Source organism: Streptococcus sp. KHUD_018, assembly GCF_054861215.1.
Genome location: NZ_CM142176.1, coordinates 94,110 through 119,894 on the forward strand (window position 1 = coordinate 94,110; position 25,785 = coordinate 119,894).

A 25,785-nucleotide genomic window follows, 5' to 3' on the forward strand; every position below is an offset into this window, starting at 1 on the left:
ACTAAAGCAAGTATAACACTGTTTTTATCGAAGGAGTGTCAGATGAAAAAGACAATTTTGCTGGTTGATGATGAGATAGATATTCTAGATATTCAAAACCGCTATCTTATACAGGCAGGTTACGATGTTTTGGTCGCCCATGATGGTAAAGAGGGATTAGAACTTTTCAGAAAAAAATCTATCGACCTCATTATCACAGATATCATGATGCCCAATATGGACGGTTATGATTTTATCAGTGAAGTTCAGTATATCGCTCCTGATCAACCCTTCCTCTTTACAACTGCTAAGACAAGCGAGCAGGATAAGATTTATGGATTAAGTTTGGGGGCAGATGATTTTATAGTCAAACCCTTTAGCCCACGCGAATTGGTTTTAAGAGTAAATAATATCTTGCGTCGCCTTAGCCGTGGAAGAGAGACAGAACAGATCGAGTTTGGTGACTTGGTAATCAACCATGTGACTCATGAGGTTCGCATTGGGGATCAACCTTTGGAATTGACAGTAAAATCCTTTGAACTTCTATGGGTATTAGCCAGCAATCCTGAGAGAGTCTTTTCAAAGACGGAACTTTACGAGAAGGTATGGCAAGAGGACTATGTGGATGATACTAATACACTCAATGTTCATATCCATGCTTTGAGGCAAGAGTTGACCAAGTACACAAATTCAAATGCTCCTGCTATCAAAACTGTCTGGGGTTTGGGCTATAAGATGGAAAAACCAAGAGGTAGAAAATGAAATTAAAAAACTATATTTTAGTGGGGTACCTAGTTTCGACTCTACTAACGATTTTGGTCGTTTTCTGGGCAGTCCAACGAATGTTGATTGAGAAAAGTGAAGTTTACTTTCTAGTTGGAATGACCTTGATTGCTAGTTTTATCGGCGCTGCAGTGAGCATCTTTCTTTTGTCGCCTGTTTTTTCTTCTCTGAAACATTTGAAAAAACAAGCTCAGGCTATAGCAAGCAAGGATTTCAGTACAGAAATCGAAACCAAAGGCCCATTAGAATTTCATGAGCTGGGCCAGGCTTTTAATGATATGTCCCACAATTTGCAGGCCACCTTTCAATCACTTGATGAGAGTGAGCAAGAAAAAAGAATGATGATTGCGCAGCTCTCTCACGATATTAAAACTCCCATTACTTCTATTCAGGTTACTGTGGAGGGAATTCTAGATGGAGTGATCAAGGAAGAGGAGCGACTCCACTACTTAACCACGATTGGTCGACAAACCGAGCGTTTAAACAAGCTAGTGGAGGAGTTGGATGTTTTGACTCTCAACACCCAACCTCAAGATACTGCTGATGAAGAAGTTGAAGAGGTCTTTTTAGATCAGCTATTGATTGAGTCGATGAGTGAATTTCAACTCCAGATTGAACAAGAGGAGCGAGATGTTTACATTCAAGTGTTACCTGAGTCAGCGAAAATCAAGAGCCATTATGACAAACTTTCTCGCATTCTGGTCAATTTGTTAAACAATGCCTTTAAATATTCAGAACCAGGAACCAGAATTGAGGTTCTAGCCCAATTAACAGAACAAGAGCTGACAATCAGTGTGAAAGACGAGGGCCAGGGAATCCTTCCTGAGGATTTGGAAAAGATTTTTAAACGACTTTATCGTGTAGAAACTTCGCGCAATATGAAAACAGGTGGTCATGGCTTAGGTCTTGCGATTGCACGAGAACTAGCCCATCAGCTTGGTGGCGACATCACAGCAGAAAGCCAGTATGGCTTAGGTAGCAAATTTACATTCTCTCTCAATTTGAAATAAAACTGTAAATTCCCTTTACAAATCGAGCTTTTCATGGTACAATAGCCTTTGTGTGAAATAGCAGCAGGAAAGCATGAAGCTCGTCAACAGGTGTCTTATGACAAGTAACCTTGGCTGTTTAGGCGAAGGGCATCTGCACGAATCAGGGCTTTCTAAGTGACTATTTCCACCGAAATATTATTTATATCAGGAGGACATACATATGTCACGTTATACAGGACCATCTTGGAAACAAGCTCGTCGCCTTGGCCTTTCACTTACAGGTACAGGTAAAGAATTGGCACGTCGTAACTACGTACCAGGACAACACGGACCAAACAACCGTTCTAAATTGTCAGAATACGGTTTGCAATTGGCTGAAAAACAAAAACTTCGTTTTACTTACGGTGTAGGTGAAAAACAATTCCGTAACTTGTTCGTACAAGCTACAAAAATCAAAGGCGGAATCCTTGGTTTCAACTTCATGCTTCTTTTGGAACGTCGTTTGGACAACGTCGTTTACCGTCTTGGTCTTGCGACTACTCGTCGTCAAGCTCGTCAATTCGTAAACCACGGTCATATCCTTGTTGACGGAAAACGCGTTGATATCCCATCATACCGCGTAACTCCAGGTCAAGTGATCTCAGTTCGTGAGAAATCATTGAAAGTTCCAGCAATCCTTGAAGCAGTAGAAGCTACTCTTGGACGTCCAGCATTTGTATCATTCGACGCTGAAAAATTGGAAGGCTCATTGACTCGCTTGCCAGAACGCGACGAAATCAACCCAGAAATCAACGAAGCACTTGTCGTTGAATTCTACAATAAAATGCTTTAAGATAAGACTTTATATTGTAAGAAGCCTACAACAGTGGGCTTTTTGCTTTGTCTTAAAATGTTGATTTCTGGGTTTGTTTAGATATTTGCTAGATTGATTTCATTGCTGCTTCAAAGAATGAGACGGCTTTTTTTGCGTTCTCTTTTGAGAGGTAAAAAGAAGCGTGACCCTCCCACAGCTATAGAGCTTTTAGGCGGGAAAACCACACTTCTTTCTTGAATTAATTTTACATCATTTTGACTTAAAAAACAAATAGAGGCGTCCCACCTCCTACCGCAGAAAGATCTGTTTCAAGGGGAGATGGAAAACCTCTATTCGTTAATTTAATTATAGCCTAAAAAACTTTTAAATACAAGGCTATTGAGATAGTAAGGGGGAAAAAAGAAGTAACCATCATTCCGACCACATAGTAGACAGGGGGGAACAAGATTACTTCCTTTATTTACTTAAGTATACAACATTTTTACAAGAAAGCAAAGTAGCAGGTTAGTCTAATGGGGTGCTTGTTGTACTTTAGCAAGTAAGGTGTGCTATAATGCTTTTAACAGGAACTAAAAGCCATTAGTAAATAACTAATATTGGGTCATATTGTTCCGATGTTAGAGAGAAGGAACTTAATGAAATTATGGGAATATGTTGATAAAAATGTTCGCCTTATTTTAGAAGATGGGACCTCCATCAAGGGTAGGGTGGTTGATTGGTTTGACGGTTATGATTTAGATGGTCCTGACGAAATAGTTATAGGTGATCGCTCATATCCTGAAGATATTATCAAGAAAATCAAAATTATTAGTGCTTAGTTCAACCTAGGCGATTTTATCGACTAACTATAAAAAGTATAAGAACTATCGAAAAAATAGCAGAGAGGAAAATAAATGAGTAAACAGCTTTGGAAGTATCTTCGATCAAGGGTTCAGATAGTCACTAATTGCGATAAGATAATCAAGGGACGTGTCATAGACTTTGTTGACGAAATGGACAATGATGAGCAAGATGAAATCACTATTCTCATTGCTAATCCTAGTCCAGATGAAGCTACTGAAATTTCTCTCTTTGAGAGTGAGATTGTCTCGATTAAAACAATCTCATAGGACTTAGAACAATCTAGGTGCTTTTACCTGCCTTATTTGAAAGAAAACACTATGGAAAAGGATTTAGTTTATATGGCAATATTAGATGATTTACAAGAGTTATATGACAATGGTTGGGATGCCTCTTTTGATTATAATGGTCAAGTATGTGGGATTTTTCCTAATTCTGTTCATGATATTGTAGTGGTGATTGGAGATAAGGAATACCAGGTATCATCATTCATTGATCTGATTTCTCTAAAAATTGACGATAACACTTTAGTAGAAATTATGGATGGAATTGAAGTGCAGTATTATTAAAATAAAAATCATCTTTGATGAATGAACTGCACCCCAAAAATTAGATTTTGTCTGTTAAATTTTTGGAACGTAGCTCAATATGCTACAACGTTCTTATTAGGAGGGGAAGGGTAATGGGTTATAGTCAACAAGTATTAGACATGCTCCAGCAAACAGTCAGTGGTCAGATTGATAATTTTTGGGATTTTTCCTTTACGTTTAACGCTCTTTTTGGAGAAGATGCGGAATTTTCCGAGGCTTGGGATAATGAAAACTCTGAAATGTTTGACGCTCTCAATGACTTTGAGTTGATGATATTTTTAGAGGAACATGATCCAAGCGACAAACAAGGTTTTATCGATTTCTTAACACCTTACTACGAAAAAGCAAAGCAATTAGCCAATATTGAAAGGAATATTTAAATGACACTCTGGAAATTTAACCGTACAGATGTAATTATCACGTTAAAAAATGGCGCGGTAGTTAGAGGATTTGTAGAAGACTATTGTGACGCCTCTGACAATGACGAGGAGATTGACTCCTTGCTGGTAGATGTTGATGGAACTCTTTATGAATATTTTGAAGATGAAATCGTCAGCATCATAGAAAGCTAGTAGTGGGAATAGAATCTAAGGAAAAAATCTTGTTTGTTGAGATTGTTTTAGTTGGGATGGTCCTATATGAAAAAGGATGAAATTAAAAAATATTTAGACAAAGATCTTGAATTTAATTATAATAGCCGAGGTGCTTGCTTTTTATCGAGTATATGTGTAGTTGGTTATGATTATGAAGGTCAGCAGTTTGATACAATTGATGAAGCTATGGAAGCTAAAGTATTTGACGGGAAAAGCTTAGTAGATATATGGGATGAAGTTTTTCCACAAGTTTTTTAAAATGAAAAGCACCTTTGATGAACTGCACCCCAAAAGTTAGATTTTTTCTGTCTAACTTTTGGGGTGCAGTTCAAATGTATGAGATATTTTTAGTTTTGATTTAATTTCGATATTTTTCCGGAAAATACTTATTTTTCGGAAAGTCAAGATTTTGTTATTATTTATGATATACTGGTACCGTAATTATATCCTTACAGAGGTTAAGTAAGGGTTTCAGTACACGTCAATAGATGTCAAAATATTGATTTTAAGCGATTTTTGATTTTTGGAAACTCATTATATCGCACTACAAATCAATAAAAACTCTACCTTTTACTCTACCTTTTTTAGATAAATATATCATCTGGATATTGAAGTTAAGCCCTGCTATCATTTCGATGGCAGGGCTTTTTAATGTTTGGGACACTACCTTCTTATCTATATTTTGATGGAGCTGAAGTTGACATCTACAAAGTTTAATGTTAAAATACATTCAAAAATATATTTGAATGAGGTGCTTTATGGTTCAAAATGTTGTTACTTCAATAATCCTGTATTCTGGGACAGCCGTAGACTTACTTATTATCCTAATGTTATTTTTTGCCAAAAGAAAAAGCAGAAAAGACATCATTAACATCTATTTAGGACAATTTCTAGGCTCTGTTAGTCTAATATTGCTAAGTTTACTTTTTGCATTTGTCTTAAATTATATTCCTAGTAAAGAGATTTTAGGTTTGCTCGGTTTGATTCCAATTTTCCTAGGACTCAAAGTTTTGCTTTTAGGAGATTCTGATGGAGAAGCTATTGCAAAAGATGGTTTGCGCAAAGATAATAAAAACCTGATTTTTCTAGTCGCTATGATTACTTTTGCAAGTTGTGGTGCTGACAATATTGGTGTTTTTGTCCCATATTTTATTACCTTAAATTTAGCGAATTTGATAGTGGCTTTACTTACCTTTCTAGTCATGATTTATCTCTTGGTTTTTTCTGCCCAAAAATTGGCACAAGTCCCTTCTGTTGGAGAAACTTTGGAAAAATATAGCAGATGGTTTATTGCCGTTGTTTATTTAGGACTGGGGATGTATATCCTGATTGAAAACAACAGCTTTAACATGCTAAGGACTGTGTTCGGCTAGGAGAAAAAATTATGAAAAAAGATAGTATCTGCCAAGTGAATATTATAAATCAGCAAAATGTTACAACCGCAACGAACTACCTTGAAAAGGAAAAAGTCCAAAAATCACTTCGTATTTTATCAAAGTTTACCGATAATAAACAGATAAATATCATCTTTTATCTCCTTGCTGTTGAAGAACTCTGTGTCTGTGATATAGCCTGTTTACTAAATCTCAGTATGGCATCTGCCTCCCACCATCTTCGTAAACTAGCCAATCAAAACATCTTGGATACTAGAAGAGAGGGGAAAATTATATATTATTTTATAAAAGATGAGGAAATCAAAGACTTTTTTAATCAACTAGGATAACAACTATTTTTACTACTTTATCATGATTATATATAGGACTTATCTATGAAATTTTTTGATAAAAATTACTCACATGAAAGACTACTCGTAGCAAATCTTTAAGAAAAAAGTATAATTTAAAGCAAAGCGACCTAGGTAATGCAGGTCAAGTTAGCCAAGTTTAAAAGGGAGAAATCTGAAAGAAAATGTATCTTTGATAGTAGTCATTTATTGTGAAATATGATATATTTATTGATTAGATGGATGAATATTTCTAAAGTTAAATAAAATATGACAGATACATGCTTTTTAGTGTATCTTGTTTGTACTCAAAATATGAAGTGACTATCCAATATTTAAGATTAATAAATATTATACGATGAGATAGAATACTACAAAATGAAAGGCAACGTAATCTGATGAAGAAAGATAGATTAATTGCATTGACAGATGCTGTTCTAGCAATTATTATGACCATTTTGATTTTAGAGTTAGAAAAACCAACGACACCAAGTCTTCAAGCTTTTTGGGATTTACGGCAAAATTTCTTTGCTTATTTTCTTTCCTTTTTCTGGTTGGGATCGTTATGGATGGCACTAAACACATTATGGGAAAAGGTTGAGAAAATTTCCTCAGAAATTATTTGGTGGAATTTGTTTCTACTCTTGGAGCGGCAGGAGTTCTCTTTGGAGAATTTCATGCCATCCAAGATACCAGTCTGAATGATGTGGTGGACCGGATCTATATAAATGTCAAGGATTTACCGTTTCAGTCCTTGGGAGCTTTAGCTAATATCCTGTCTGATGTTAAGAAGGGACTGATTCAAGACAGTCATATCTGGTCTTTCTTCCAGTCATTTTTCAAACAATATCAGTTGATAATCAGCTTAAATCAGATCTATCAGTTTGTCTATCTTTCTCTGATGGAGATCATGTCCTATCTTCACTTTGATTATTGGAAAAAACGGCTCGGTCAGGAGCTAGTATGAATAAGGAGAACAAATGAGACGTTTAAAAATGTTATGGCATATTATACAGGTTACGGGTTTTACTCGGTTTGCTCTGAGTTTTGTGACCTTTGTTTTTGGGTCAGGAGGCGTGCTTTTCCTAGTTGAACCTGCTATCACAAATTACGGAGACGGTCTTTGGTATGCTTTTGTGACTTCGACGACTGTCGGCTACGGGGATCTCCTAGCTGTGACCTTGATTGGAAGGATTACCAGTGTCTTCTTGACGATTTATGGGCTCATATTTTTTGGCTGTTTATCAGCTGTTATTATTAATTATTATACCGATTTAAATAAGGAAAGAGGAGAGGACAAATGACTGCCAATTATTCAACACGGGAATACCGTGAGAAATTATACGATGACCTTCATGTTCGATTGAGAGATACAGCGATTTTGATGTGTGCAATTTTTATTGCCTCTATCGGTCTAAATATGAATTCAACAGCTGTTATTATTGGAGCCATGTTAATTTCACCTCTCATGACACCGATTGTTGGACTGGGATTCGGTTTAGCTATTTTTGATACGCGTTTAATCAAGCAATCTCTAGAGGTTTTATTGACTCAAGTGTTGGTCAGTTTGCTTGTCTCGACTCTGTATTTCTGGATTTCTCCCTTGTCTTATGCAAGTAGCGAGTTGATCGCACGAACCTCTCCAACCATTTGGGATGTTCTCATTGCTATTGCTGGTGGGATTGCTGGTGTGATCGGTTCAAGGAAAAAAGAAGCAAACAATATCGTGCCAGGAGTAGCCATTGCTACAGCTTTGATGCCGCCTATCTGTACTGCTGGCTATGGTTTAGCTAATGGGAATGTACGATTTTTATTGGGGGCTCTCTATCTTTTCTTGATCAACTGTGTCTTTATCATGCTAGCCAACATTGTTGGAACAAGAATTTTGATGAGAAAATCTCCTTTAACTTCATTTAAAGAGCTGAGCATTAAAATGAGAATTGGCTTGATTTCTTTGATTGTATTGTTGATTCTTCCAGCTAGCTATTCGGCAGTTACTCTGACAATAGAACAAGCGCGCAAAGAAGGGATCAAACAGTTTGTAGGAAAAGAGTTCGCCAATTATACGGTTATTAATCAAGTCTACAAGTCAAGTAACAATGAATTGGTCTTGACGGTTGTTGGAGATCCGATTTCAGAAGAAGAATTAGAAACACTCCACCAAAAACAAGCCTCTTACGGTATTCAATCTGTTCAATTGAAAGTGAATCAAGTTCAGAACTCGCCAACATTAGATAGTGAAGCGACCAAGGAATTTTATGAAAACATTGACAAGTATATTGATCAAAAACTCTCTGAAAAAGATTCACAAAACGATCTCGTAAAAGAAAATGAAGCAGACAAGGATTGAGGACAATGAACTGAATCGGTTTTTACGCCGTGTTTTTCTTGTATCTTCCTCTTTCTTACTTATAGCAGGTTGTTTTTGCTTGAATAAGAAATAAATTAGAAGTTCTATCATCTAAGAAAAATGATGAAAAAAATCATTTAACTAATGGTGTGAACGTTTAGTGTTTATCAGCTCCATTCTCTGTAATTTTGGGGGTAAAATCCACACCATTTAGATAAAATTAGTTGAATTTGATTGGAAAAACGCTTTTATAAAAGCGGAGAAAAGTCTTGATATTACGCTGTTTTTAGTCCAACTGAAATTCATACTTTCCAAACCAGGTCTTAAGAAAAAAGGTAGAGAAAAAGGTAGAGTTTGGATTGAAATACAGTGCAATATATCGCATTTGGCAAAAAGAAAAAACGCTTTAAATCAGCGTTTTTCTTATGTATTGATTCGTATTGAACCCCTACTTAACTTCTGTAAACACTACGTGCTTGCGAAGTTTTGGTGAGTATTTCTTCAATTGAAGACGGTCTGGAGTGTTACGTTTGTTTTTAGAAGTAAGGTACAAGCGTTCACCAGATTCTTTGTGTTCAAGTGTGATATTTACGCGCATGGTATCTCCCTTCTATTATTCAGCTGATGCAGCTTTAGCGATTTTACGTCCTTTGTAGTATCCTTTAAGTGATACGCGGTGAGAACGTGAGTAATCTCCAGTAGTTTCGTCAAAGTTTACAGATGGAGCTGTTACTTTGTAGTGTGTACGACGTTTGTTTTTCTTCGCTTTTGAGGTGCGACGTGCAGGTACTGCCATTTTCTTTTCTCCTTTAGGTATTTAAATTCGATTCAATCTAGTGATTTTCATCAACCATACTAGGATAACACATTTTTTTTGTAAAGTAAAGTTACTTGACAAAAAAAGATAAAAAAATTAGAAGCTAGTAATCGAAATTTTCTGAAAATTCAAGAATTTTATTCTGTTCTTCATGCGGAAATTGTGCTATAATGGTAAAAACTGAAATGGGAGGGAACAAATGACAGAATTAGATACACGTCACCGCAGTAGCGTTTATGACAGTATGGTGAAATCACCAAACCGTGCCATGCTTCGTGCCACTGGAATGACAGATAAGGACTTTGAAACACCGATTGTGGGAGTGATTTCAACTTGGGCGGAAAATACACCATGTAACATTCACTTGCATGATTTTGGGAAATTGGCTAAAGAAGGTGTCAAATCTGCGGGCGCTTGGCCTGTTCAGTTTGGAACCATTACCGTAGCAGACGGGATCGCCATGGGAACGCCTGGTATGCGTTTCTCTCTAACATCTCGTGACATCATCGCGGACTCTATTGAGGCTGCGATGGGTGGTCACAACGTGGATGCCTTTGTCGCTATCGGTGGCTGTGACAAGAACATGCCTGGTTCTATGATTGCCATTGCCAATATGGATATTCCAGCTATTTTCGCCTATGGTGGTACTATTGCACCGGGAAATCTTGATGGCAAAGACATTGACTTGGTTTCTGTCTTTGAGGGTATCGGAAAATGGAACCATGGTGACATGACAGCTGAGGACGTGAAACGTCTCGAATGTAATGCCTGCCCTGGCCCTGGTGGCTGTGGTGGTATGTATACAGCTAATACCATGGCAACTGCTATCGAAGTTCTCGGTATGAGTTTGCCAGGATCTTCATCTCATCCAGCTGAATCAGCTGACAAGAAAGAAGATATCGAAGCAGCAGGACGTGCTGTTGTCAAGATGCTGGAGCTTGGTCTCAAACCATCAGATATCTTGACTCGTGAAGCTTTTGAAGATGCCATCACTGTAACTATGGCTCTCGGTGGTTCTACAAATGCCACTCTTCACTTGCTTGCCATTGCCCATGCGGCTAATGTTGACTTGTCACTTGAGGACTTCAATACGATCCAAGAGCGCGTGCCTCACTTGGCTGACTTGAAACCATCTGGTCAGTATGTCTTTCAAGACCTCTACGAAGTCGGTGGTGTCCCTGCGGTTATGAAATACCTCTTGGCAAATGGTTTCCTTCATGGCGACCGCATCACATGTACTGGTAAGACAGTCGCTGAAAACTTGGCTGACTTTGCAGACCTTACACCAGGCCAAAAAGTCATTATGCCACTTGAAAATCCAAAACGTGCAGACGGTCCGCTTATCATCTTGAATGGGAACCTTGCCCCTGATGGTGCGGTTGCTAAAGTATCAGGTGTGAAAGTGCGTCGCCACGTTGGACCAGCTAAGGTCTTTGACTCAGAAGAAGATGCTATCCAGGCTGTTCTGACAGATGAAATCGTTGATGGCGATGTAGTTGTTGTCCGTTTCGTTGGGCCTAAGGGTGGTCCTGGTATGCCTGAGATGCTATCCCTTTCATCCATGATCGTTGGTAAAGGTCAAGGAGACAAGGTTGCCCTCTTGACGGATGGACGCTTCTCTGGTGGTACTTATGGTCTGGTTGTCGGACATATCGCTCCTGAAGCTCAGGATGGTGGACCGATTGCTTACCTCCGTACAGGTGATATCGTTACGGTTGACCAAGATACCAAAGAAATTTCCATGGCCGTATCAGAAGAAGAACTTGAAAAACGCAAGGCAGAAACAACATTGCCACCTCTTTACAGCCGTGGTGTTCTCGGTAAATATGCCCATATCGTATCATCTGCTTCACGCGGAGCCGTGACAGACTTCTGGAATATGGACAAGTCAGGTAAAAAATAAACTTAAAAAGCAAGCCATTTTCGGCTTGCTTCTTTTCATCTTCAAAAGTGATTTGCCTGCTTATACTCAATAAAAATCAAAGAGCAAACTAGAAAGCTAGGCGCAGGTTGCTCAAAGCACAGCTTTGGGGTTGGAGATAAAGCTGACGTGGTTTGAAGAGATTTTTGAAGAGTATTAACGAGGTGGCAGTCCAAGGGCAATACGGCCGTAGCGACTGATTCGTGTGATCTTCCAAGCAGGCGACCAGGTAACTTCAACCTTGACATCTTCGATACCCTCGATTTGTTTCAGACCTGCGACGATTTCGATAGGCAGGCTTTCGGCGCAATCACAGGCAGTATCGGTGAAGGTCATGACAATCTTACAGAGACCTGTTTCATCCAGATTGATTTCATAAATTAAGCCCAGATTGTACACATCCAATTCCACATCTGTATCAAAAACCTTCTCTAGTTTTTCGATAATTTGGTCTTGTAAAGCCAAAGCGCGGTCATTGATTTTGATATCGTCTCTCATAACAGTCCCTCCACCTGATAAATATCCTCTATTTTCTCATAATTCTGACAATTTGGCAAGTTTTTGATGAATTTTCTGAAAAATATGATAAAATGAAGAAAATATGGAATCAAGGGGAAGGCGATGGAGCAGATTGGAACAGTCTTTAGACAATTACGAGAATCAAGAAATATCTCGCTAAGACAAGCAACTGGGGGACAATTTTCGCCGTCCATGTTGTCCCGATTTGAAACAGGTCAGAGTGAACTTTCGGTGGGAAAGTTTCTGTTTGCCTTAGAAAATATATCTGCGAGTGTAGAGGAAATCCTCTTTCTGGCGAGAGGTTTTCAGTATGATACAGATTCTGAGTTGAGAAAAGAAATCACAGATATCTTGGATCCAAAGAACATAGCACCTCTCGAGGACTTGTATCGTAAGGAGTATCAAAAGCATGCCGATTCTCAAAATAAACAGAAACATATTCTAAATGCCATTATGATCAAGTCTTATATGAAGAGCATGGATGAAACGGTAGAGTTAACAGCAGAGGAAGGGAAAGTCCTTCATGATTACCTGTTTTCTACTGAGATTTGGGGGATGTATGAACTCAATTTATTCTCGGTTAGTTCTCCTCTCTTATCTATTCCTCTTTTTACTAGATATGTACGAGAAATGGTCCGAAAATCTGATTTTCTAATGGAAATGAAGGGAAATCGGAACCTATTTCACACCATGCTACTGAATGGTTTTTTAGCCAGCATTGAGTGTGAAGAATTTACCAATGCCTATTATTTTAAACGTGTTATCGAAGAGCATTTCTACAAGGAAAACGAGACCTATTTCCGAATTGTCTATTTGTGGGCAGAAGGTCTCCTTGATAGCAAGCAAGGTAGAGTTAAGGAGGGTCAGAAAAAGATGGAAGATGCTGTCCATATTTTTGAGATGCTTGGCTGTAACAAATCTGCCGAATACTATAGAAAAACGACCGATTGTTGAATATCTGCAAATTAAGAAGAGGGGAGAATGTAAATGAAAAATATAATTAGTGACCGTATCTCAAATAAGCAAATTATAAAAGATTTTATTAGCAATTTCATTGGCTCTTTGAGCGGGAAATCTTTCAATTTTGCTTTAGGTTTGATGCTACTGGATCAAACAAAATCTGCAATGAGTTTTGGGATTAATATGATTATTTATCCTTTAGTCAGTCTGATTTTCTTAGTTCCCATTGGTAATCTAGTAGATAGATACCCACACAAGAAAATTTTGATATATAATTTCATCTTTAGAATTTTTACCTTTCTTTTGTTCTATGCTTTTTATTTTCTTATGGATTCTTCGAGTATCTTATACCTAGTAATTCCGTTTGTAATACTTCACTCTATTACAGTAAATATAAGTGATACTTGTTATTCAGCCTCAATTCATGAATTAGTAAATGATAAAAAAATTCAAAGATTAAGTTCTGTTACACAGACTGCCATTGCAATTGCAACCATGCTTTCTCCAGCTATTGGAGTCATTTTTTATGGTTGGTTAGGTTTTGCAGGTTTTATTCTAATTGAAATCTTTGCAAACCTCCTCTCTTTAGGAGTTCTACTTAGTATGAAATTTTACTATGAATATAACGAGCAAGAGAACAAGGCCACGAATTGTGAAAATCCTCTGCATGGAATCAAAGAAATCATTCAATTTCTTAAAGAAAATCAAATTGTAAAATACATTATTCTTGTAAGTGTTATCCTCAATTTTTTCTACACATCTATCAGTATTGGGGTGCCCTTTGTATTAAAAGAGCAACTTCTGTTAGATAACTCGACAGTAGGGATGCTTGAAACTATGGCCGCAGTAGGAATGCTTTTAGCTAGTATTTCAATGTCACTATTGCCAGATAAGAAAGAAAACAACATCTTACTCGAGAGTAAGATAACCATGCCACTTGTTCTCTTAACTATGGCTATTATTGGTTTAGGCATCACATTTGCATCAACTAACTCTCAAATTATTATTTCTTTTCTTGGTAGTATATTTATGGGAATCATAGCGTTTACTCTTGTTGTTTTAAATATCATTGTGATGACTTACCTTCAAAGTACCATCGAAACAAAATTTTTAGGCAGAGTAATGAGTACTTTATTTACACTAAATACATCTATCATGCCGATAGGTACCATAGTATTCACTTATCTTTTTCAAAAAGAAGTGAATGGAGGGTTGATATTCATATTTGGGGGAGTAACCCTCCTAATATATATAACTATAATGTTACCTAAAATTTTTAGAATACTAAGATTAGAGTAATCTATATTTAGATAAGATTCATTTTTTATTACTAAAGAAGTATGATTTAAAATTTGAAGCGATAGAACTCTTGATCTCTCTCAGGTCATCAAAGAAGTTCTATCGTTTTTTGCTCATTTTATTTGTTGCATATATTCAAAAGTTCTTCCTCTAAAATTTTTAAGTGCTATACTAAAGTCATACTTCATATAGAAGTTCGAACAAGAAGGGAGATTACCTATGAAGCTATTGTTTAGAAATCAAGCTTATCGACTCTTGACTTTGTCACGATTCTTCAATGCTTTTGGTGCTTCGATTTTCAACCTGGTATTTATCGTCTATGCATCGACCTTACCACAAGCATCTTTTGCTGTTGCTATGGCGAATATTGTCATGATTCTTCCGACTCTCTTTACAGTTTTTGTAGGGATTCGTGCAGATTACACGAGGGACAAGGTCAAATGGATGACCTATAGCGGTTTGTTTCAGGCGGTTCTATTTTTTCTAGCAGCCCTAATTGTTCAGCAAGCGAGTCTCTTTGCCTTTTCTAGCCTGTGTTTAATCAATGTCATTAGTGATGTCATCAGTGATTTTGCAGGTGGTTTGCGCATGCCTCTCATTAAGGAAAAAGTAGCTGAAGATGATCTGATGGAGGCTTACTCTTTTTCCCAGTTTATCACCTATATTTCAGCTATTGGTGGTCAAGCTTTCGGAGTCTGGCTCTTAGGTCTATCGGTCAACAATTTTTCTCTCGTTGCGGGAATCAATGCTTGTTTTTTCCTCGTATCAGCCTCTATTCTCTTTTTAGGAAGAAGCAAATTAAACCTGTCAATTTCATCTCCTGATGGTGAAATCCTAAAGAATGAGAAGCTTTCTATCAAAGACCAGTTCCTAACGATTTATCGAAATTTACGCCTCGTTTTTCTTAAAAGTGGACAGAAAAACTTTGGTTTTATGCTCTTTGCTGTCTTGCTTATTAATGCCTTGGGTGGCGCTTTAGGAAGCATTTATAACATCTTCTTTTTGAGCCATTCTCTCTTGAATTTTTCTTACACAGAGGCACTATTTATCAATCAATTCTGTGTTTTAGTAGCAGTCATCATCAGTAGCCTTACGGGCAATGATTATTTTGGGAAGCAGTCCTTGCCTAGATTGATGATGTGGGCGACCTTGGGACTCAGTCTAGTTGGTCTGGCTAACTTATTCAATCAAGTCGTGCTTGGTTTGCTATTTCTCTTTTTAACTCTGTATGTGTCTGGCAAAGTTTCACCAAAGATTAGTGCCATGCTCATGAAAAATCTAGCTCCAGAGGTTCTAGCTCGTACCAGTAATTTTTTGGGTTTATTGTTTACCTTATCCATACCTGTGGGAACAGCTAGTTTTTCACTTGTAGCCGTATGGAATATACAGTTGACTTGGATGCTATTTGTTGGTCTTTCTTTGCTAGCTATTTTTTTGACAATTCTTAATCTCAAAAATGATATTTGAATCCTAATTTTTTCTCACTGTTTTAATCCCTCTATTTATGGTAAAATAGGACTATTAAGTTATAAAGAGGATTTTCTATGAAATTACAAAAACCAAAAGGAACGCAGGATATTTTACCTGCTGAGTCTGCCAAGTGGCAGTACGTTGAGGGCTTTGCCCGTGAAGTTTTCAAGCGCTATAACTATGCAGAAGTGCGCACGCCTATTTTTGAACACTACGAAGTCATCAGTCGTTCCGTTGGAGACACAACGGATATCGTAACCAAGGAAATGTACGATTTCTATGACAAGGGTGACCGACACATCACTCTCCGTCCAGAAGGAACAGCGCCCGTTGTCCGTTCCTATGTAGAGAATAAACTCTTCGCCCCAGAAGTGCAAAAGCCAAGTAAGTTCTACTACATGGGTCCAATGTTCCGCTATGAGCGTCCGCAAGCAGGACGTTTGCGCCAGTTTCACCAGATTGGTGTTGAGTGCTTTGGTTCTAGCAATCCAGCTACCGATGTGGAAACCATCGCTATGGCAGCCCATTTCTTGAAAGAGATTGGCATTAAAGATGTGAAACTGCACCTCAACACTCTTGGCAATCCTGAGAGCCGTGCGGCCTATCGTCAAGCCTTGATCGACTATTTGACACCGCTTAAGGAGACTTTGTCTAAGGATAGCCAACGTCGTTTGGAGGAAAATCCTCTCCGTGTCTTGGACTCTAAGGAAAAAGAAGATAAGCTAGCAGTAGAGAATGCGCCGTCTATCTTGGACTTCCTTGATGAAGAAAGCCAAGCCCACTTTGATGCTGTGCGTCAGATGTTGGAAACTCTCGGAGTAGACTACATTATCGATACCAATATGGTGCGTGGTTTGGACTATTACAACCACACGATTTTTGAATTTGTCACAGAGATTGAGGGCAATGACTTGACTGTCTGTGCGGGTGGTCGCTACGATGGCTTGGTTGCCTACTTTGGAGGCCCAGAAACTGCTGGATTTGGTTTTGGACTTGGTGTAGAGCGCCTGCTTCTCATCCTTGAAAAGCAAGGGGTGGCTCTCCCTATCGAAAATGCTCTAGATGTTTATATCGCAGTCTTGGGTGAAGGAGCAAATGTCAAGGCTTTGGAGTTGGTACAAGCCCTTCGCCAACAAGGTTTCAAAGCAGAGCGTGATTACCTCAACCGTAAACTCAAAGCTCAGTTCAAGTCAGCCGATGTCTTTGCGGCTAAGACTCTCATTACTCTAGGTGAAAGTGAAGTCGAAAGCGGACAAGTCAAGGTCAAGAACAACCAAACTCGAGAAGAAGTGGAAGTTACGCTTGATGCTATCAGCCAAAACTTTTCAGAAGTATTTGAAAAACTAGGATTTTAATGATAGATAAACCGGTCAGGATCTTATTCCTGACCTTTTTCTTTTACAAAATGACAAAAATCATAAACTTTTTGACAAATATAATTGTCAAAAAGAAAAAGATGTGTTACAATGAAATCAAGATAAGAACAAAGGAGAAAAAAGACATGCTAAAAAATCGTCTAAAAGAGCTTCGGGCTCGCGATGGCCTGAATCAAACAGAGCTGGCCAAACTAGCTGGCGTGTCCAGGCAAACCATCAGTTTGCTAGAACGGGATGAGTACACCCCGTCCATTGTAATCGCCCTGAAGATTTCACAGATATTCAATGAACCAGTCGAGTCGGTATTTCGTATAGAGGAGGATGAGTGATGAACAAGTATAAAGTGATTTATTATATGAGTGTTTTTGCCTTTATTGTGAATGCTTTCGCTATGATTGGAACATTATTCGGTTGGTTTTATTTTGTTGAAAGTAAGTATTTGTTTTGGATTAATTTAGTCCTCTTGTCCATTTTCAATTGGTTAAAGAAGAAGGAGAAAAATGATGAACAAGTATAAAGTAATCTATTATGTAGTTGCCATAGCTCTATTAGTCAGTGTGTTTTTACTGATTGGGATGGACCTAGGCTGGTTTAATCCATATCAAAGCGACCAATTTGTTTGGGCCTACTTTGCTCTCATCCCAGTAGTTGACTGGATTGAAAAGAAATCCAAAAATCTAGCAAGTGAAAAAGGAGAATGAATGATGAAAAAGTTTTTAGCAGATTTTCAAGTAGATACTGAGCACAAAGAACTTGCGGGTGTTTGTGCAGGTTTAGGAAATTATTTTAATATTCAAGCCAATATCGTTCGTTTGGTGACAGTCTTGCTGTTTCTCTCTTCGACAGAGATTGGGATTATAACAGTAACTCTCTATGCCTATCTAGCAGGTTGGCTTGGCAATGAACCCTTGGGAGATGGGGCAAAAAAAGCTAGAAACCAAGCTATTCTTTTGTTTGCTGTTTGTTTGATTTTAGTATCACTTGGTTCAGAGGGATTGACATCTATTTTTGAATCAGGTAAAGCGTTTGGTCACTGGTTAGCTGGATTAGTTTAGAGAAAGGATGAATATGAAAAAGAAACGTGGATTGTTATTTTTAGCGGCTGTTGTCTTGGGAGGTTTCTTGGGCAGTTTTGCAGGGATGTTTAAGACACGTGCAGAATCCCATGGAACTATTTTAGATGTAAAGGTCTTGATACCATGGATATCAGCTATTTGTTTACTGTTAGGTTTTATTAGCATTCTTTTGACTTTCAATTTCTTAAAGAAAAGTAGAAAGTTTCACTCCTTGTATCAAGAGGAAATGGATGATGATCTGAATGAAACCTATTATGTACAAATGTATCGTAATCTTGAGTTTGGAACCATCGCTTTTAATATAACAGGCGTAGCGATTTTATTGTCTCTCTTCATTTCAGGAAGTGAAGTAATTGTACTGAATGTAAGCTATCTAACATTATCTCTTTCTTTTTTGGCATTAGTGATGGTTTTCAGTGCTCAAAAATATCTCTATAAAACAATTGCAATCGTTCGTCAGTTTGATTTGGAATTCTTCTCTACACCAAAGGATGTTTTGGACTATATAAATTCTTATGATGAAGGGGAGCGTCAGGCTAATTTGGAACAGAGTTTTCGGGTTTTATTCCAATTAAATCAGTATGTTTTGCCAGGTCTCTACTTTCTGATTGATCTCTTTTCTTTATTGACAGGAGAGATTCAGTTACTAGCCTTCTTGCTCGTAGGAACTATCCATATTTACATCAATGTGATGCAGTTACCTATGGTAAAACGCTATTTCAAATAGGAGGCCTATATGAACTTACTTAAAAATCTCGGCTGGTTTCTTCTAGCTGTTCTATCCTTTTTCTTTGGTTATGGTCTAGTTCAGAGTATGGCTTTATCAGCTCTTGGACTAGGGGCTTCAATATATGGAGTCTTACCACTTTATATCGCTCTGTCAGGGGCCTATGTTTATGGAGTTTACAGATGGTATCAGACAGAAAAGGTTAGCATCCAGACGACTGCTTTTAATCGTTATATCTGGTTGCCTACTCTGGTTTTGCTAGTGGCGATTACAGCCCAGTTCTTTTTGCCAGATGATCCGTCGGCTAATCAACAGACTGTATCACAATTGACATTGGCTCAGCCTGTCTTTGGTTTCTTTATGGTGGTGGTCTTTGCTCCTCTGACAGAAGAACTAATTTTTAGAGGGATGTTAGCGCGCTATCTCTTTCCTAAACAGAACAACAGCAAACAGACAACTCTGTTTCTCCTCGTATCGAGTGTGCTTTTTGCCTTGATTCATTTTCCAGGAACTTTGCAACAGTTTTTAGTTTATGCCAGTCTGGGATTGAGTTTGGGTCTGGCTTATGTGAGTCGAAAAGGTCTTCTTTACAGTATTTCTTTACACGCTTTGAATAATTTAATCGGCTTTTTGATGATACTCATGCTATAATAGAGTCAGGAGGTCACATGAAACGAGTAATTTTATTAGCAGTGATACAGGCGGTCGTTCTCTTCTTTATCATCGGGGCACTTGCCTATGCCTTTAAAGGCGACTTCTTTTACAACTATCTAGCGATTGTCTTTGCGCCTATTGCAGGTGTCTTGCGTTTTGCTTCGGCTTATGCGACGGAGATTGTTCTACCTAAAAAGGCAGCTGAGATTGCTGAAAAGCGTAAAAAAGGTTAAGAATCATAATCAGAGAATCCGATGACGTTTTCATCGGATTTTTTGTCTGTTCGTTTTGATTCCTAAAGACAATCAAACTTTTCTGCTGATTTTCATGAAGAGCCTGCGCTTTTATGGTAAAATAGTAACAGAATAAAAGAGGAGAGAAACAATGAAACGTAGTATGTATGCTGGTCGTGTTCGTGAGGAACACATCGGACAAGAAATGACCTTGAAAGGATGGGTTGGGCGTCGTCGTGACTTGGGTGGTTTGATCTTTATCGACCTTCGTGACCGTGAAGGGATCATGCAGTTGGTTATCAACCCTGAAAAAGTATCTGCAGAGGTCATGGCAACGGCTGAAAGTCTTCGTAGCGAATTTGTCATTGAGGTGACTGGACAAGTCGCTGCGCGTGAACAGGCAAATGATAAATTGCCGACTGGTGCAGTTGAGTTAAACGTGACAGCATTGACAGTGCTTAATACAGCTAAAACAACACCATTTGAGATTAAGGATGGGATTGAGGCCAATGACGATACGCGTTTGCGTTACCGTTACCTTGACCTTCGCCGTCCAGAGATGTTGGAAAACCTTAAGCTTCGTGCCAAGGTGACTCACTCTATCCGCAACTACTTGGATGAGTTGGAGTTTATCGATGTGGAGACGCCATTCCTTTCTAAATCAACGCCAGAAGGGGCGCGTGACTATTTGGTGCCATCTCGTGTCAATAAAGGGCATTTCTACGCGCTTCCTCAAAGTCCACAAATTACTAAACAGCTCTTGATGAATGCTGGTTTTGACCGTTATTACCAAATCGTCAAATGTTTCCGTGACGAAGACTTGCGTGGCGATCGTCAGCCTGAGTTTACTCAGGTCGACTTGGAAACATCCTTCCTTACGGAGCAAGAAATCCAAGATATTACAGAAGGCTTGATTGCGCGCGTGATGAAAGAAACCAAAGGCATTGACGTGACGCTTCCATTCCCTCGTATGAAGTATGATGACGCGATGGCTCTTTACGGTTCTGACAAACCAGATACTCGTTTTGATATGTTGCTTCAGGACTTGACAGAAGTTGTCAAGGGTGTTGATTTTAAAGTCTTCTCAGAAGCACCTACTGTAAAAGCCATTGTGGTTAAAGGAGCAGCAGATAACTACTCACGTAAAGACATCGACAAGATGACTGAAGTAGCCAAGCAGTACGGTGCCAAAGGTCTTGCTTGGGTCAAGGTGGTTGATGGAGAATTAAACGGACCAGTTGCCAAATTCTTGACTGGTATCCAAGCAGAATTGACTGCAGCACTCGGCCTTGAAGACAAGGATTTAGTTCTCTTTGTGGCGGATACGCTTGAGGTAGCTAATGCAACCCTTGGCTCCCTTCGTGGCCGTATCGCCAAAGAGCTTGGCTTGATTGATAATGATAAGTTCAACTTCCTTTGGGTGGTTGATTGGCCAATGTTTGAATGGTCTGAAGAAGAAGGCCGCTACATGAGCGCCCACCATCCATTTACCCTTCCACAGGAAGAAACAGCTCACGAATTAGAAGGTGATTTGGCTAAGGTTCGTGCCATTGCTTACGATATTGTCTTGAACGGTTATGAGCTTGGTGGTGGTAGCCTTCGTATCAACCAAAAAGACCTTCAAGAACGCATGTTCAAGGCTCTTGGTTTCTCAGTTGAAGAAGCAAATGACCAGTTTGGTTTCCTATTGGAAGCTATGGATTATGGTTTCCCACCACATGGTGGTTTGGCTATCGGTCTTGACCGCTTTGTGATGCTCTTAGCAGGAGAAGAAAATATCCGTGAAGTCATTGCCTTTCCTAAGAATAACAAGGCGACTGATCCAATGACTCAAGCTCCATCAACAGTCGCTCTCAAACAACTGAAGGAACTCAGCTTACAAGTAGAAGAAGATGAAACAAGCAAAACGAATTAAGCGGTGGCGCTATTATCTGCGCCGCTTTGCTTATCAGATAAAAATCTTACGAGTTTTACAAAGTATCTCTCGGGAAAAATATGATGAGAAAGTATCGGCTTCTCTGGTTTATGGCTTTTTGTCAGCAGTAGCAGTCAATTTCTTTTTTCAACCAGGACACGTTTACTCCAGTGGCGCGACGGGTCTGGCACAGATTATCTCTGCCTTGAGTCATCACTGGTTTGGTTTTTACATTCCGATATCGCTAACCTTTTATGCTATCAATTTTCCGTTGATGATTTTGGCTTGGTATCAGATTGGACATAAGTTTACGGTCTTTACCTTTATCACGGTATCCATGAGTTCCCTTTTTATCCAGTTTGTGCCCGTTGTGACGCTGACAGAGGATCCCATCATCAATGCCCTTTTTGGGGGTGTTGTCATGGGCTTGGGAATCGGCTTTGCTTTGCGCAATAGTATTTCCAGTGGAGGTACAGATATTGTCAGCCTCACCATTCGCAAGAAAACGGGGAAAAATGTCGGTAGTATTTCTTTCTTGGTCAATGGGACCATCATGTTGATTGCTGGGTTGACCTTCGGTTGGAAATACGCCCTCTACTCCATGATTACCATTTTTGTATCCAGTCGTGTGACAGATGCGGTCTTTACCAAGCAAAAACGGATGCAGGCTATGATTGTGACCAGTAATCCTGACAAGGTAATCGAAAAAATCCATAAAAAATTGCACCGAGGCGCTACCATGATCCACGATGCAGAAGGGACTTATAATCATGAAAGAAAAGCAGTCTTGATTACTGTTATCACGCGAGCAGAGTTTAATGATTTTAAACACATCATGAAACAAGTCGATCCGACAGCCTTCGTCTCTGTATCTGAAAATGTCCACATCCTAGGACGATTCGTAGAAACAGACAATTAGACATGCAAGACAGCAATATAGAACAGCGCCCCATAAGTTAGATTTTTGTTCAACTTATGGGGTGCTGTTCATATTTCAAAATTCATTTCTAGCCATTTAATAGATTTTTGAGTTCGTCTAATTTCGAATCATTATCATAAATAAAAATGGGAATATTTTTTAAACGAGAGAATTCCAAAGCTTGATTTTCCTCACTGTCTTGAAAAGACTCAATCAATTCTTGTTTCCAGTACTGATTATCCCTTTGCTCTAATCTCTCTCGAATAACGACAGGATGCTCTTTCTTCAATATAATTTTACTGATTTCCAAACCATCAAAAGTAGAAAAAGGTAATTTGACGATTTCCTTCGAATGATTTAAAAGTGTAAAATGTCCATCCAATATTACAACATCATTATCCTTAAATGGATAGGTCGCTAATTCTTGTTTCCACAGTTCTTGATTGTTAGTAATATTTTTTGTAAACTTATCGAAAGACTGTATTTTATTTCCTGCTTGACGAATTAGGTCGCTGATTGATAAGGCAACAAATTGCATATCCTTTTTTAGATTTTCTAACAAAGTTGTTTTACCAACACCATGGACACCTACTAATAAAATATATTCCAAACTAGTACCTCCTTATATAACAAAAAGATTGAGGTGCCGCTTTTATTGTAGAATCAAATTCTGATAGTTCGAGATGTTTATTATATTCTTTAAATTTTTTAATCTGAATAGCAAAACCACTATCTCTATCTTTAAAATACTCATAGAAAAATTCTTCTGAAATACCAGATAGGTGCTTAGTATCACTCCATAATTTATCAATATTTTCTTCTAAAATAGTTTCAATTTCGAATTCTCCAACTACTTTACCATATGGCTTCGTTGCGTAAACAACAATAGAGGAAATGTCCGAACGCTTAAAAACTTTCTTTCGATATTCAAATTTTTTCCTCCCCTCTATAATTTCTTCTACGAACTCTGGTTTAATTGATAATAAAGCTTTCATTTATCTCACCCATTTCTAAAATATCTCTAAATTGATTATCCGATAACTCTACACAAGTCCATCGTTGAGCATTAATCCCAACGATATCTCTTAAGTCTCTCCGAATAATTCTTTTGTTCAAAGAGATATTATAAAGCATTTTTATAATATATTTAGGATATTGATTATACCAAAACTTTTGCAGTTCTTCTTGACTAAAAATTGTCCCTTTACCACAATATTCTTGGAATTTATCAAAATTTTCAAAATCTGTTATCTGCCTAATCTCGCTAACAGTACATATTGTTGAAGCAACGGAGCTAAATTCTGCAGGTATGTCCCCTTCTGCTGTTCTATATATAACAATATGGTCCCCAGGTCGCATTTCAAGAACCTGTCTAGCAGCACTAATATAAATCTTTTCACTAGAATTTGTTACGGATAAGTCTTCAACATAGTGATGTCTCTCAGTACGTAATTGAGACTCTGGGAACATCTTTGTATGATACTGAGGAAATATAGAAAGCAAATATTTTTTAGTAGGACATTGAAGTGACAAACGAGGAAAATCTTTATAGATATCATTAAGGACTGCTAAATCTTTAAAATAAACTAACTCTCCATTATTCTTTGTTCCCCATTGACGAAAACCAAATTTCTCAAAAAGATTAATTAAACCTGTCTGTCTAGGAAACAAAGTAACATAAGTAAAATCATGACCATCATTCAACATTTTTCTTAAGATAATGCTTAAGAAACGCTGTCCAAGAACAGTGCCATGAGAATCAATTTTAAAGGTTCCAATTTTCAAACGGCGTCGCATATCAAAAGAAGGAGTAATACTGTCATCAGCCTCCTTTTCATCTTTAAGATACAAAAAGCCCAGTAATTGATTGTTATCCACCAAAACATAGGCGTCTTCTCCGCCTTTTCTACTAAGCCATGAATTGAATCCGGGATAGTCAGCTCTTAAAGAATTAAAAAAAGGATTCTCAACATCGAGACTATCAATTCTAACCTTTTGAATCACATCGTTTGTCATAATTTGCCTCTCAAAAATTTATATAACTAATTATACCATAACTTCACAATGCCCGTTAAAAAATAATGTTCATAATTAGAGTATTTATATCAATTATCAGCTTGGGAATGATTTTTAGTAGTATAATTTTGTATATGTCTTTCAATATTCAAATATCGCCCTATAAGTTATATTTTCTTCACCTAACTTATAGGGCGATATTTGAATTATTCGGAGCTGGTCTTTATTTTTCGATAATTTTGTGCCCAATCAACTGACGGTAACAAATCTGTCTATTATTTTTCGCGTCATTGATAATCTGTAAAATCGTTTCAAATGATGTTCGCCCAAGTTCAAGACTATTGATATCGACATAAGCTACTAGGTCGAGTCGAGGATTGACAGAGTCAAAACTCAAGACAGGAACAGTTAACTGATGCTTACTGATGTAGTCGCAAACCCCTTCCGCAAGGAGGCTGTCGGTTGTGATGATAGCGTCAATTTGCGGATCGTGATTAAATAGGAGTTTGCTGAATTGATAACCTTTTTCTTCTAGAAATTCGGTCGCAAAGTAGGTCAGATTGTCATCAATCGGAAGTTGGTGTTGTTTAAGCGCTAATTCGTAACCTTTTAGACGGTCTTGCGTAACGAAAAGTTTCTTGGTTCCTCCGATAAAGGCAATTCTGCTGCAGCCCTTTTTGATGAAATACTCAGTTGCATCAAAGCCAGCTTGGACATTGTCATTGTCGACAAGTGGGATAAAGGGTGAGAGGGATTTTCCGAGGATGAGGAAAGGAAACTGTTCTTCCGCTACGAGCTTCACTAGTGGATCTTCTTCCTGAGCGTAGAGGAAAATCAAACCGTCAACACGTTTCCCATAGACCATTTGCGAGATGGCATTGAGACGTTCTTTCTCATCTTTCCCTGTTGCAATCTGAATAGCATAGTGGTTCTCAGATGCGACTTGGGCGATCCCTCGTAGGACAGATGGGAAGAAAGGATTTTGGTAGAAGGCATCCGAGTCGTCAGGCAATACCAAACCGATAACTTGAGTATAGCTGCTAACTAGGCTACGAGCATTGAGATTGGGATGGTAGTTGAGTTCCTTCATAGCCTTGCGAACTCGTTTTTTGGTTTCATCACTAATCGTTGATTTGTTTTGAATAACGCGGGTTACGGTTGAAGGTGAGACACCTGCAGCCTTGGCCACATCTTTAATCGTAACGGGCATAAAAATCTC

At 38.3% G+C, this 25,785-nt stretch carries 36 protein-coding genes and 1 pseudogene; 29 read left to right on the forward strand and 8 right to left on the reverse strand.

Features of this window, described 5'->3' with window-relative positions; translation table 11 throughout:
- The first annotated feature begins 42 nt into the window (after window positions 1–42).
- From ACVBD2_RS00490 to ACVBD2_RS00530, 9 genes are all read left to right on the forward strand, one after another.
- Window positions 43–741 carry a response regulator transcription factor gene (locus ACVBD2_RS00490; protein ID WP_000751227.1) on the forward strand — a complete coding sequence of 233 codons (699 nt, stop codon included), beginning with the start codon at window positions 43–45 and terminating at the stop codon, window positions 739–741.
- A complete protein-coding gene (locus tag ACVBD2_RS00495; RefSeq protein WP_461685824.1) occupies window positions 738–1,772 on the forward strand; it encodes a sensor histidine kinase in 1,035 nt (344 codons plus the stop codon). Before ACVBD2_RS00490 ends, ACVBD2_RS00495 begins: the two co-directional genes overlap by 4 nt.
- 202 nt (window positions 1,773–1,974) lie before the next feature.
- Window positions 1,975–2,586: a 30S ribosomal protein S4 gene (gene rpsD, locus ACVBD2_RS00500; protein ID WP_000092756.1), complete on the forward strand. Its 612-nt coding sequence runs from the start codon at window positions 1,975–1,977 to the stop codon at window positions 2,584–2,586.
- 617 nt (window positions 2,587–3,203) lie between these two features.
- Complete coding sequence (locus ACVBD2_RS00505) at window positions 3,204–3,386, forward strand: hypothetical protein (protein ID WP_000780387.1); 183 nt, start codon at window positions 3,204–3,206, stop codon at window positions 3,384–3,386.
- Window positions 3,387–3,461: 75 nt separating this feature from the next.
- Window positions 3,462–3,677: a hypothetical protein gene (locus ACVBD2_RS00510; RefSeq protein WP_000043341.1), complete on the forward strand. Its 216-nt coding sequence runs from the start codon at window positions 3,462–3,464 to the stop codon at window positions 3,675–3,677.
- Between the two features lie 72 nt (window positions 3,678–3,749).
- Window positions 3,750–3,977: a hypothetical protein gene (locus ACVBD2_RS00515; RefSeq protein WP_009013763.1), complete on the forward strand. Its 228-nt coding sequence runs from the start codon at window positions 3,750–3,752 to the stop codon at window positions 3,975–3,977.
- Between the two features lie 113 nt (window positions 3,978–4,090).
- Window positions 4,091–4,378 (forward strand): hypothetical protein, encoded by a 288-nt coding sequence (locus ACVBD2_RS00520; RefSeq protein WP_000542381.1) that lies wholly within the window; start codon window positions 4,091–4,093, stop codon window positions 4,376–4,378.
- A complete protein-coding gene (locus ACVBD2_RS00525; RefSeq protein ID WP_000177340.1) occupies window positions 4,379–4,570 on the forward strand; it encodes a hypothetical protein in 192 nt (63 codons plus the stop codon). It begins immediately after the preceding gene.
- Window positions 4,571–4,636: 66 nt separating this feature from the next.
- Window positions 4,637–4,849: a hypothetical protein gene (locus ACVBD2_RS00530; RefSeq protein WP_000710706.1), complete on the forward strand. Its 213-nt coding sequence runs from the start codon at window positions 4,637–4,639 to the stop codon at window positions 4,847–4,849.
- A 286-nt stretch (window positions 4,850–5,135) separates the two neighbouring features.
- On the opposite strand, the gene ACVBD2_RS00535 is transcribed toward ACVBD2_RS00530, so the two are convergent.
- Window positions 5,136–5,321, reverse strand: a complete 186-nt coding sequence (locus tag ACVBD2_RS00535) for a hypothetical protein (protein ID WP_009013804.1) — start codon at window positions 5,319–5,321, stop codon at window positions 5,136–5,138.
- Between the two features lie 28 nt (window positions 5,322–5,349).
- Between ACVBD2_RS00535 and ACVBD2_RS00540 the strand changes: the two genes are divergently transcribed.
- The 6 genes and pseudogenes from ACVBD2_RS00540 to ACVBD2_RS00565 all read left to right on the forward strand — a co-directional run bounded on the left by ACVBD2_RS00540 (window position 5,350) and on the right by ACVBD2_RS00565 (window position 8,664).
- Window positions 5,350–5,964: a CadD family cadmium resistance transporter gene (locus ACVBD2_RS00540; RefSeq protein ID WP_000250556.1), complete on the forward strand. Its 615-nt coding sequence runs from the start codon at window positions 5,350–5,352 to the stop codon at window positions 5,962–5,964.
- Window positions 5,965–5,975: 11 nt separating this feature from the next.
- A complete protein-coding gene (cadX, locus tag ACVBD2_RS00545) occupies window positions 5,976–6,314 on the forward strand; it encodes a Cd(II)/Zn(II)-sensing metalloregulatory transcriptional regulator CadX (protein ID WP_000711083.1) in 339 nt (112 codons plus the stop codon).
- Window positions 6,315–6,712: 398 nt separating this feature from the next.
- Window positions 6,713–6,958: pseudogene (locus ACVBD2_RS00550) on the forward strand (TMEM175 family protein); the annotation flags it as partial.
- A complete protein-coding gene (locus tag ACVBD2_RS00555) occupies window positions 6,940–7,281 on the forward strand; it encodes a hypothetical protein (RefSeq protein ID WP_000397556.1) in 342 nt (113 codons plus the stop codon). The pseudogene ACVBD2_RS00550 and the gene ACVBD2_RS00555, both read left to right, overlap by 19 nt.
- A 13-nt stretch (window positions 7,282–7,294) precedes the next feature.
- Window positions 7,295–7,618: a potassium channel family protein gene (locus tag ACVBD2_RS00560; RefSeq protein ID WP_001253404.1), complete on the forward strand. Its 324-nt coding sequence runs from the start codon at window positions 7,295–7,297 to the stop codon at window positions 7,616–7,618.
- Entirely contained in the window at window positions 7,615–8,664 is a 1,050-nt protein-coding gene (locus ACVBD2_RS00565) for a DUF389 domain-containing protein (protein ID WP_000126416.1), read from the forward strand. Before ACVBD2_RS00560 ends, ACVBD2_RS00565 begins: the two co-directional genes overlap by 4 nt.
- A gap of 448 nt (window positions 8,665–9,112) precedes the next feature.
- On the opposite strand, the gene rpmG is transcribed toward ACVBD2_RS00565, so the two are convergent.
- Window positions 9,113–9,262 (reverse strand): 50S ribosomal protein L33, encoded by a 150-nt coding sequence (gene rpmG, locus ACVBD2_RS00570; protein WP_001265622.1) that lies wholly within the window; start codon window positions 9,260–9,262, stop codon window positions 9,113–9,115.
- 15 nt (window positions 9,263–9,277) lie between these two features.
- Window positions 9,278–9,460, reverse strand: a complete 183-nt coding sequence (gene rpmF / locus ACVBD2_RS00575) for a 50S ribosomal protein L32 (protein ID WP_000290417.1) — start codon at window positions 9,458–9,460, stop codon at window positions 9,278–9,280.
- Window positions 9,461–9,680: 220 nt separating this feature from the next.
- Here rpmF and ilvD point away from each other — a divergent pair, with 220 nt between their 5' ends.
- A complete protein-coding gene (gene ilvD, locus ACVBD2_RS00580; RefSeq protein WP_000137380.1) occupies window positions 9,681–11,384 on the forward strand; it encodes a dihydroxy-acid dehydratase in 1,704 nt (567 codons plus the stop codon).
- A 174-nt stretch (window positions 11,385–11,558) separates the two neighbouring features.
- Here ilvD and ACVBD2_RS00585 read toward each other — a convergent pair whose 3' ends face one another.
- Window positions 11,559–11,900: a metal-sulfur cluster assembly factor gene (locus ACVBD2_RS00585; protein WP_001204052.1), complete on the reverse strand. Its 342-nt coding sequence runs from the start codon at window positions 11,898–11,900 to the stop codon at window positions 11,559–11,561.
- Between the two features lie 123 nt (window positions 11,901–12,023).
- Here ACVBD2_RS00585 and ACVBD2_RS00590 point away from each other — a divergent pair, with 123 nt between their 5' ends.
- The 13 genes from ACVBD2_RS00590 to ACVBD2_RS00650 all read left to right on the forward strand — a co-directional run bounded on the left by ACVBD2_RS00590 (window position 12,024) and on the right by ACVBD2_RS00650 (window position 22,550).
- Complete coding sequence (locus tag ACVBD2_RS00590) at window positions 12,024–12,875, forward strand: helix-turn-helix domain-containing protein (protein WP_461685825.1); 852 nt, start codon at window positions 12,024–12,026, stop codon at window positions 12,873–12,875.
- Between the two features lie 33 nt (window positions 12,876–12,908).
- A complete protein-coding gene (locus tag ACVBD2_RS00595) occupies window positions 12,909–14,180 on the forward strand; it encodes an MFS transporter (RefSeq protein WP_235097717.1) in 1,272 nt (423 codons plus the stop codon).
- Window positions 14,181–14,399: 219 nt separating this feature from the next.
- Window positions 14,400–15,647 (forward strand): MFS transporter, encoded by a 1,248-nt coding sequence (locus ACVBD2_RS00600; RefSeq protein WP_461685826.1) that lies wholly within the window; start codon window positions 14,400–14,402, stop codon window positions 15,645–15,647.
- A gap of 77 nt (window positions 15,648–15,724) precedes the next feature.
- A complete protein-coding gene (gene hisS / locus ACVBD2_RS00605) occupies window positions 15,725–17,005 on the forward strand; it encodes a histidine--tRNA ligase (RefSeq protein WP_235097721.1) in 1,281 nt (426 codons plus the stop codon).
- 146 nt (window positions 17,006–17,151) lie between these two features.
- Window positions 17,152–17,355, forward strand: coding sequence for a helix-turn-helix transcriptional regulator (locus tag ACVBD2_RS00610; protein WP_000916947.1), 204 nt, complete (start codon window positions 17,152–17,154; stop codon window positions 17,353–17,355).
- The gene (locus ACVBD2_RS00615) at window positions 17,355–17,543 is read left to right on the forward strand and encodes a hypothetical protein (protein WP_038804241.1); all 189 of its coding nucleotides are present in this window, start codon (window positions 17,355–17,357) and stop codon (window positions 17,541–17,543) included. The genes ACVBD2_RS00610 and ACVBD2_RS00615 overlap by 1 nt, the downstream gene beginning before the upstream one ends.
- On the forward strand, window positions 17,530–17,727 hold the full coding sequence (locus ACVBD2_RS00620; RefSeq protein WP_061599175.1) for a hypothetical protein: 198 nt from the start codon (window positions 17,530–17,532) through the stop codon (window positions 17,725–17,727). The genes ACVBD2_RS00615 and ACVBD2_RS00620 overlap by 14 nt, the downstream gene beginning before the upstream one ends.
- A gap of 3 nt (window positions 17,728–17,730) precedes the next feature.
- Window positions 17,731–18,081, forward strand: a complete 351-nt coding sequence (locus ACVBD2_RS00625) for a PspC domain-containing protein (RefSeq protein ID WP_235098702.1) — start codon at window positions 17,731–17,733, stop codon at window positions 18,079–18,081.
- Window positions 18,082–18,094: 13 nt separating this feature from the next.
- Complete coding sequence (locus tag ACVBD2_RS00630; protein ID WP_235097725.1) at window positions 18,095–18,829, forward strand: DUF3169 family protein; 735 nt, start codon at window positions 18,095–18,097, stop codon at window positions 18,827–18,829.
- Window positions 18,830–18,838: 9 nt separating this feature from the next.
- A complete protein-coding gene (locus ACVBD2_RS00635) occupies window positions 18,839–19,480 on the forward strand; it encodes a CPBP family intramembrane glutamic endopeptidase (RefSeq protein WP_235097727.1) in 642 nt (213 codons plus the stop codon).
- A gap of 17 nt (window positions 19,481–19,497) precedes the next feature.
- Entirely contained in the window at window positions 19,498–19,716 is a 219-nt protein-coding gene (locus ACVBD2_RS00640; RefSeq protein ID WP_000832174.1) for a hypothetical protein, read from the forward strand.
- A gap of 151 nt (window positions 19,717–19,867) precedes the next feature.
- Window positions 19,868–21,631 carry an aspartate--tRNA ligase gene (aspS, locus tag ACVBD2_RS00645; RefSeq protein WP_235097729.1) on the forward strand — a complete coding sequence of 588 codons (1,764 nt, stop codon included), beginning with the start codon at window positions 19,868–19,870 and terminating at the stop codon, window positions 21,629–21,631.
- The gene (locus ACVBD2_RS00650; RefSeq protein ID WP_235097731.1) at window positions 21,609–22,550 is read left to right on the forward strand and encodes a YitT family protein; all 942 of its coding nucleotides are present in this window, start codon (window positions 21,609–21,611) and stop codon (window positions 22,548–22,550) included. The genes aspS and ACVBD2_RS00650 overlap by 23 nt, the downstream gene beginning before the upstream one ends.
- 88 nt (window positions 22,551–22,638) lie before the next feature.
- Here the strand turns inward: ACVBD2_RS00650 and ACVBD2_RS00655 are convergent, their stop codons facing one another.
- The 4 genes from ACVBD2_RS00655 to ACVBD2_RS00670 form a co-directional block, all read right to left on the reverse strand.
- Window positions 22,639–23,160, reverse strand: a complete 522-nt coding sequence (locus tag ACVBD2_RS00655; RefSeq protein ID WP_235097733.1) for an ATP-binding protein — start codon at window positions 23,158–23,160, stop codon at window positions 22,639–22,641.
- 1 nt (window position 23,161) lies between these two features.
- On the reverse strand, window positions 23,162–23,545 hold the full coding sequence (locus tag ACVBD2_RS00660) for an ASCH domain-containing protein (protein WP_235097735.1): 384 nt from the start codon (window positions 23,543–23,545) through the stop codon (window positions 23,162–23,164).
- Window positions 23,523–24,566 (reverse strand): GNAT family N-acetyltransferase, encoded by a 1,044-nt coding sequence (locus ACVBD2_RS00665; RefSeq protein ID WP_235097737.1) that lies wholly within the window; start codon window positions 24,564–24,566, stop codon window positions 23,523–23,525. Before ACVBD2_RS00665 ends, ACVBD2_RS00660 begins: the two co-directional genes overlap by 23 nt.
- Window positions 24,567–24,789: 223 nt before the next feature.
- On the reverse strand, window positions 24,790–25,776 hold the full coding sequence (locus tag ACVBD2_RS00670) for a LacI family DNA-binding transcriptional regulator (protein WP_461685827.1): 987 nt from the start codon (window positions 25,774–25,776) through the stop codon (window positions 24,790–24,792).
- Window positions 25,777–25,785 lie beyond the last annotated feature (9 nt).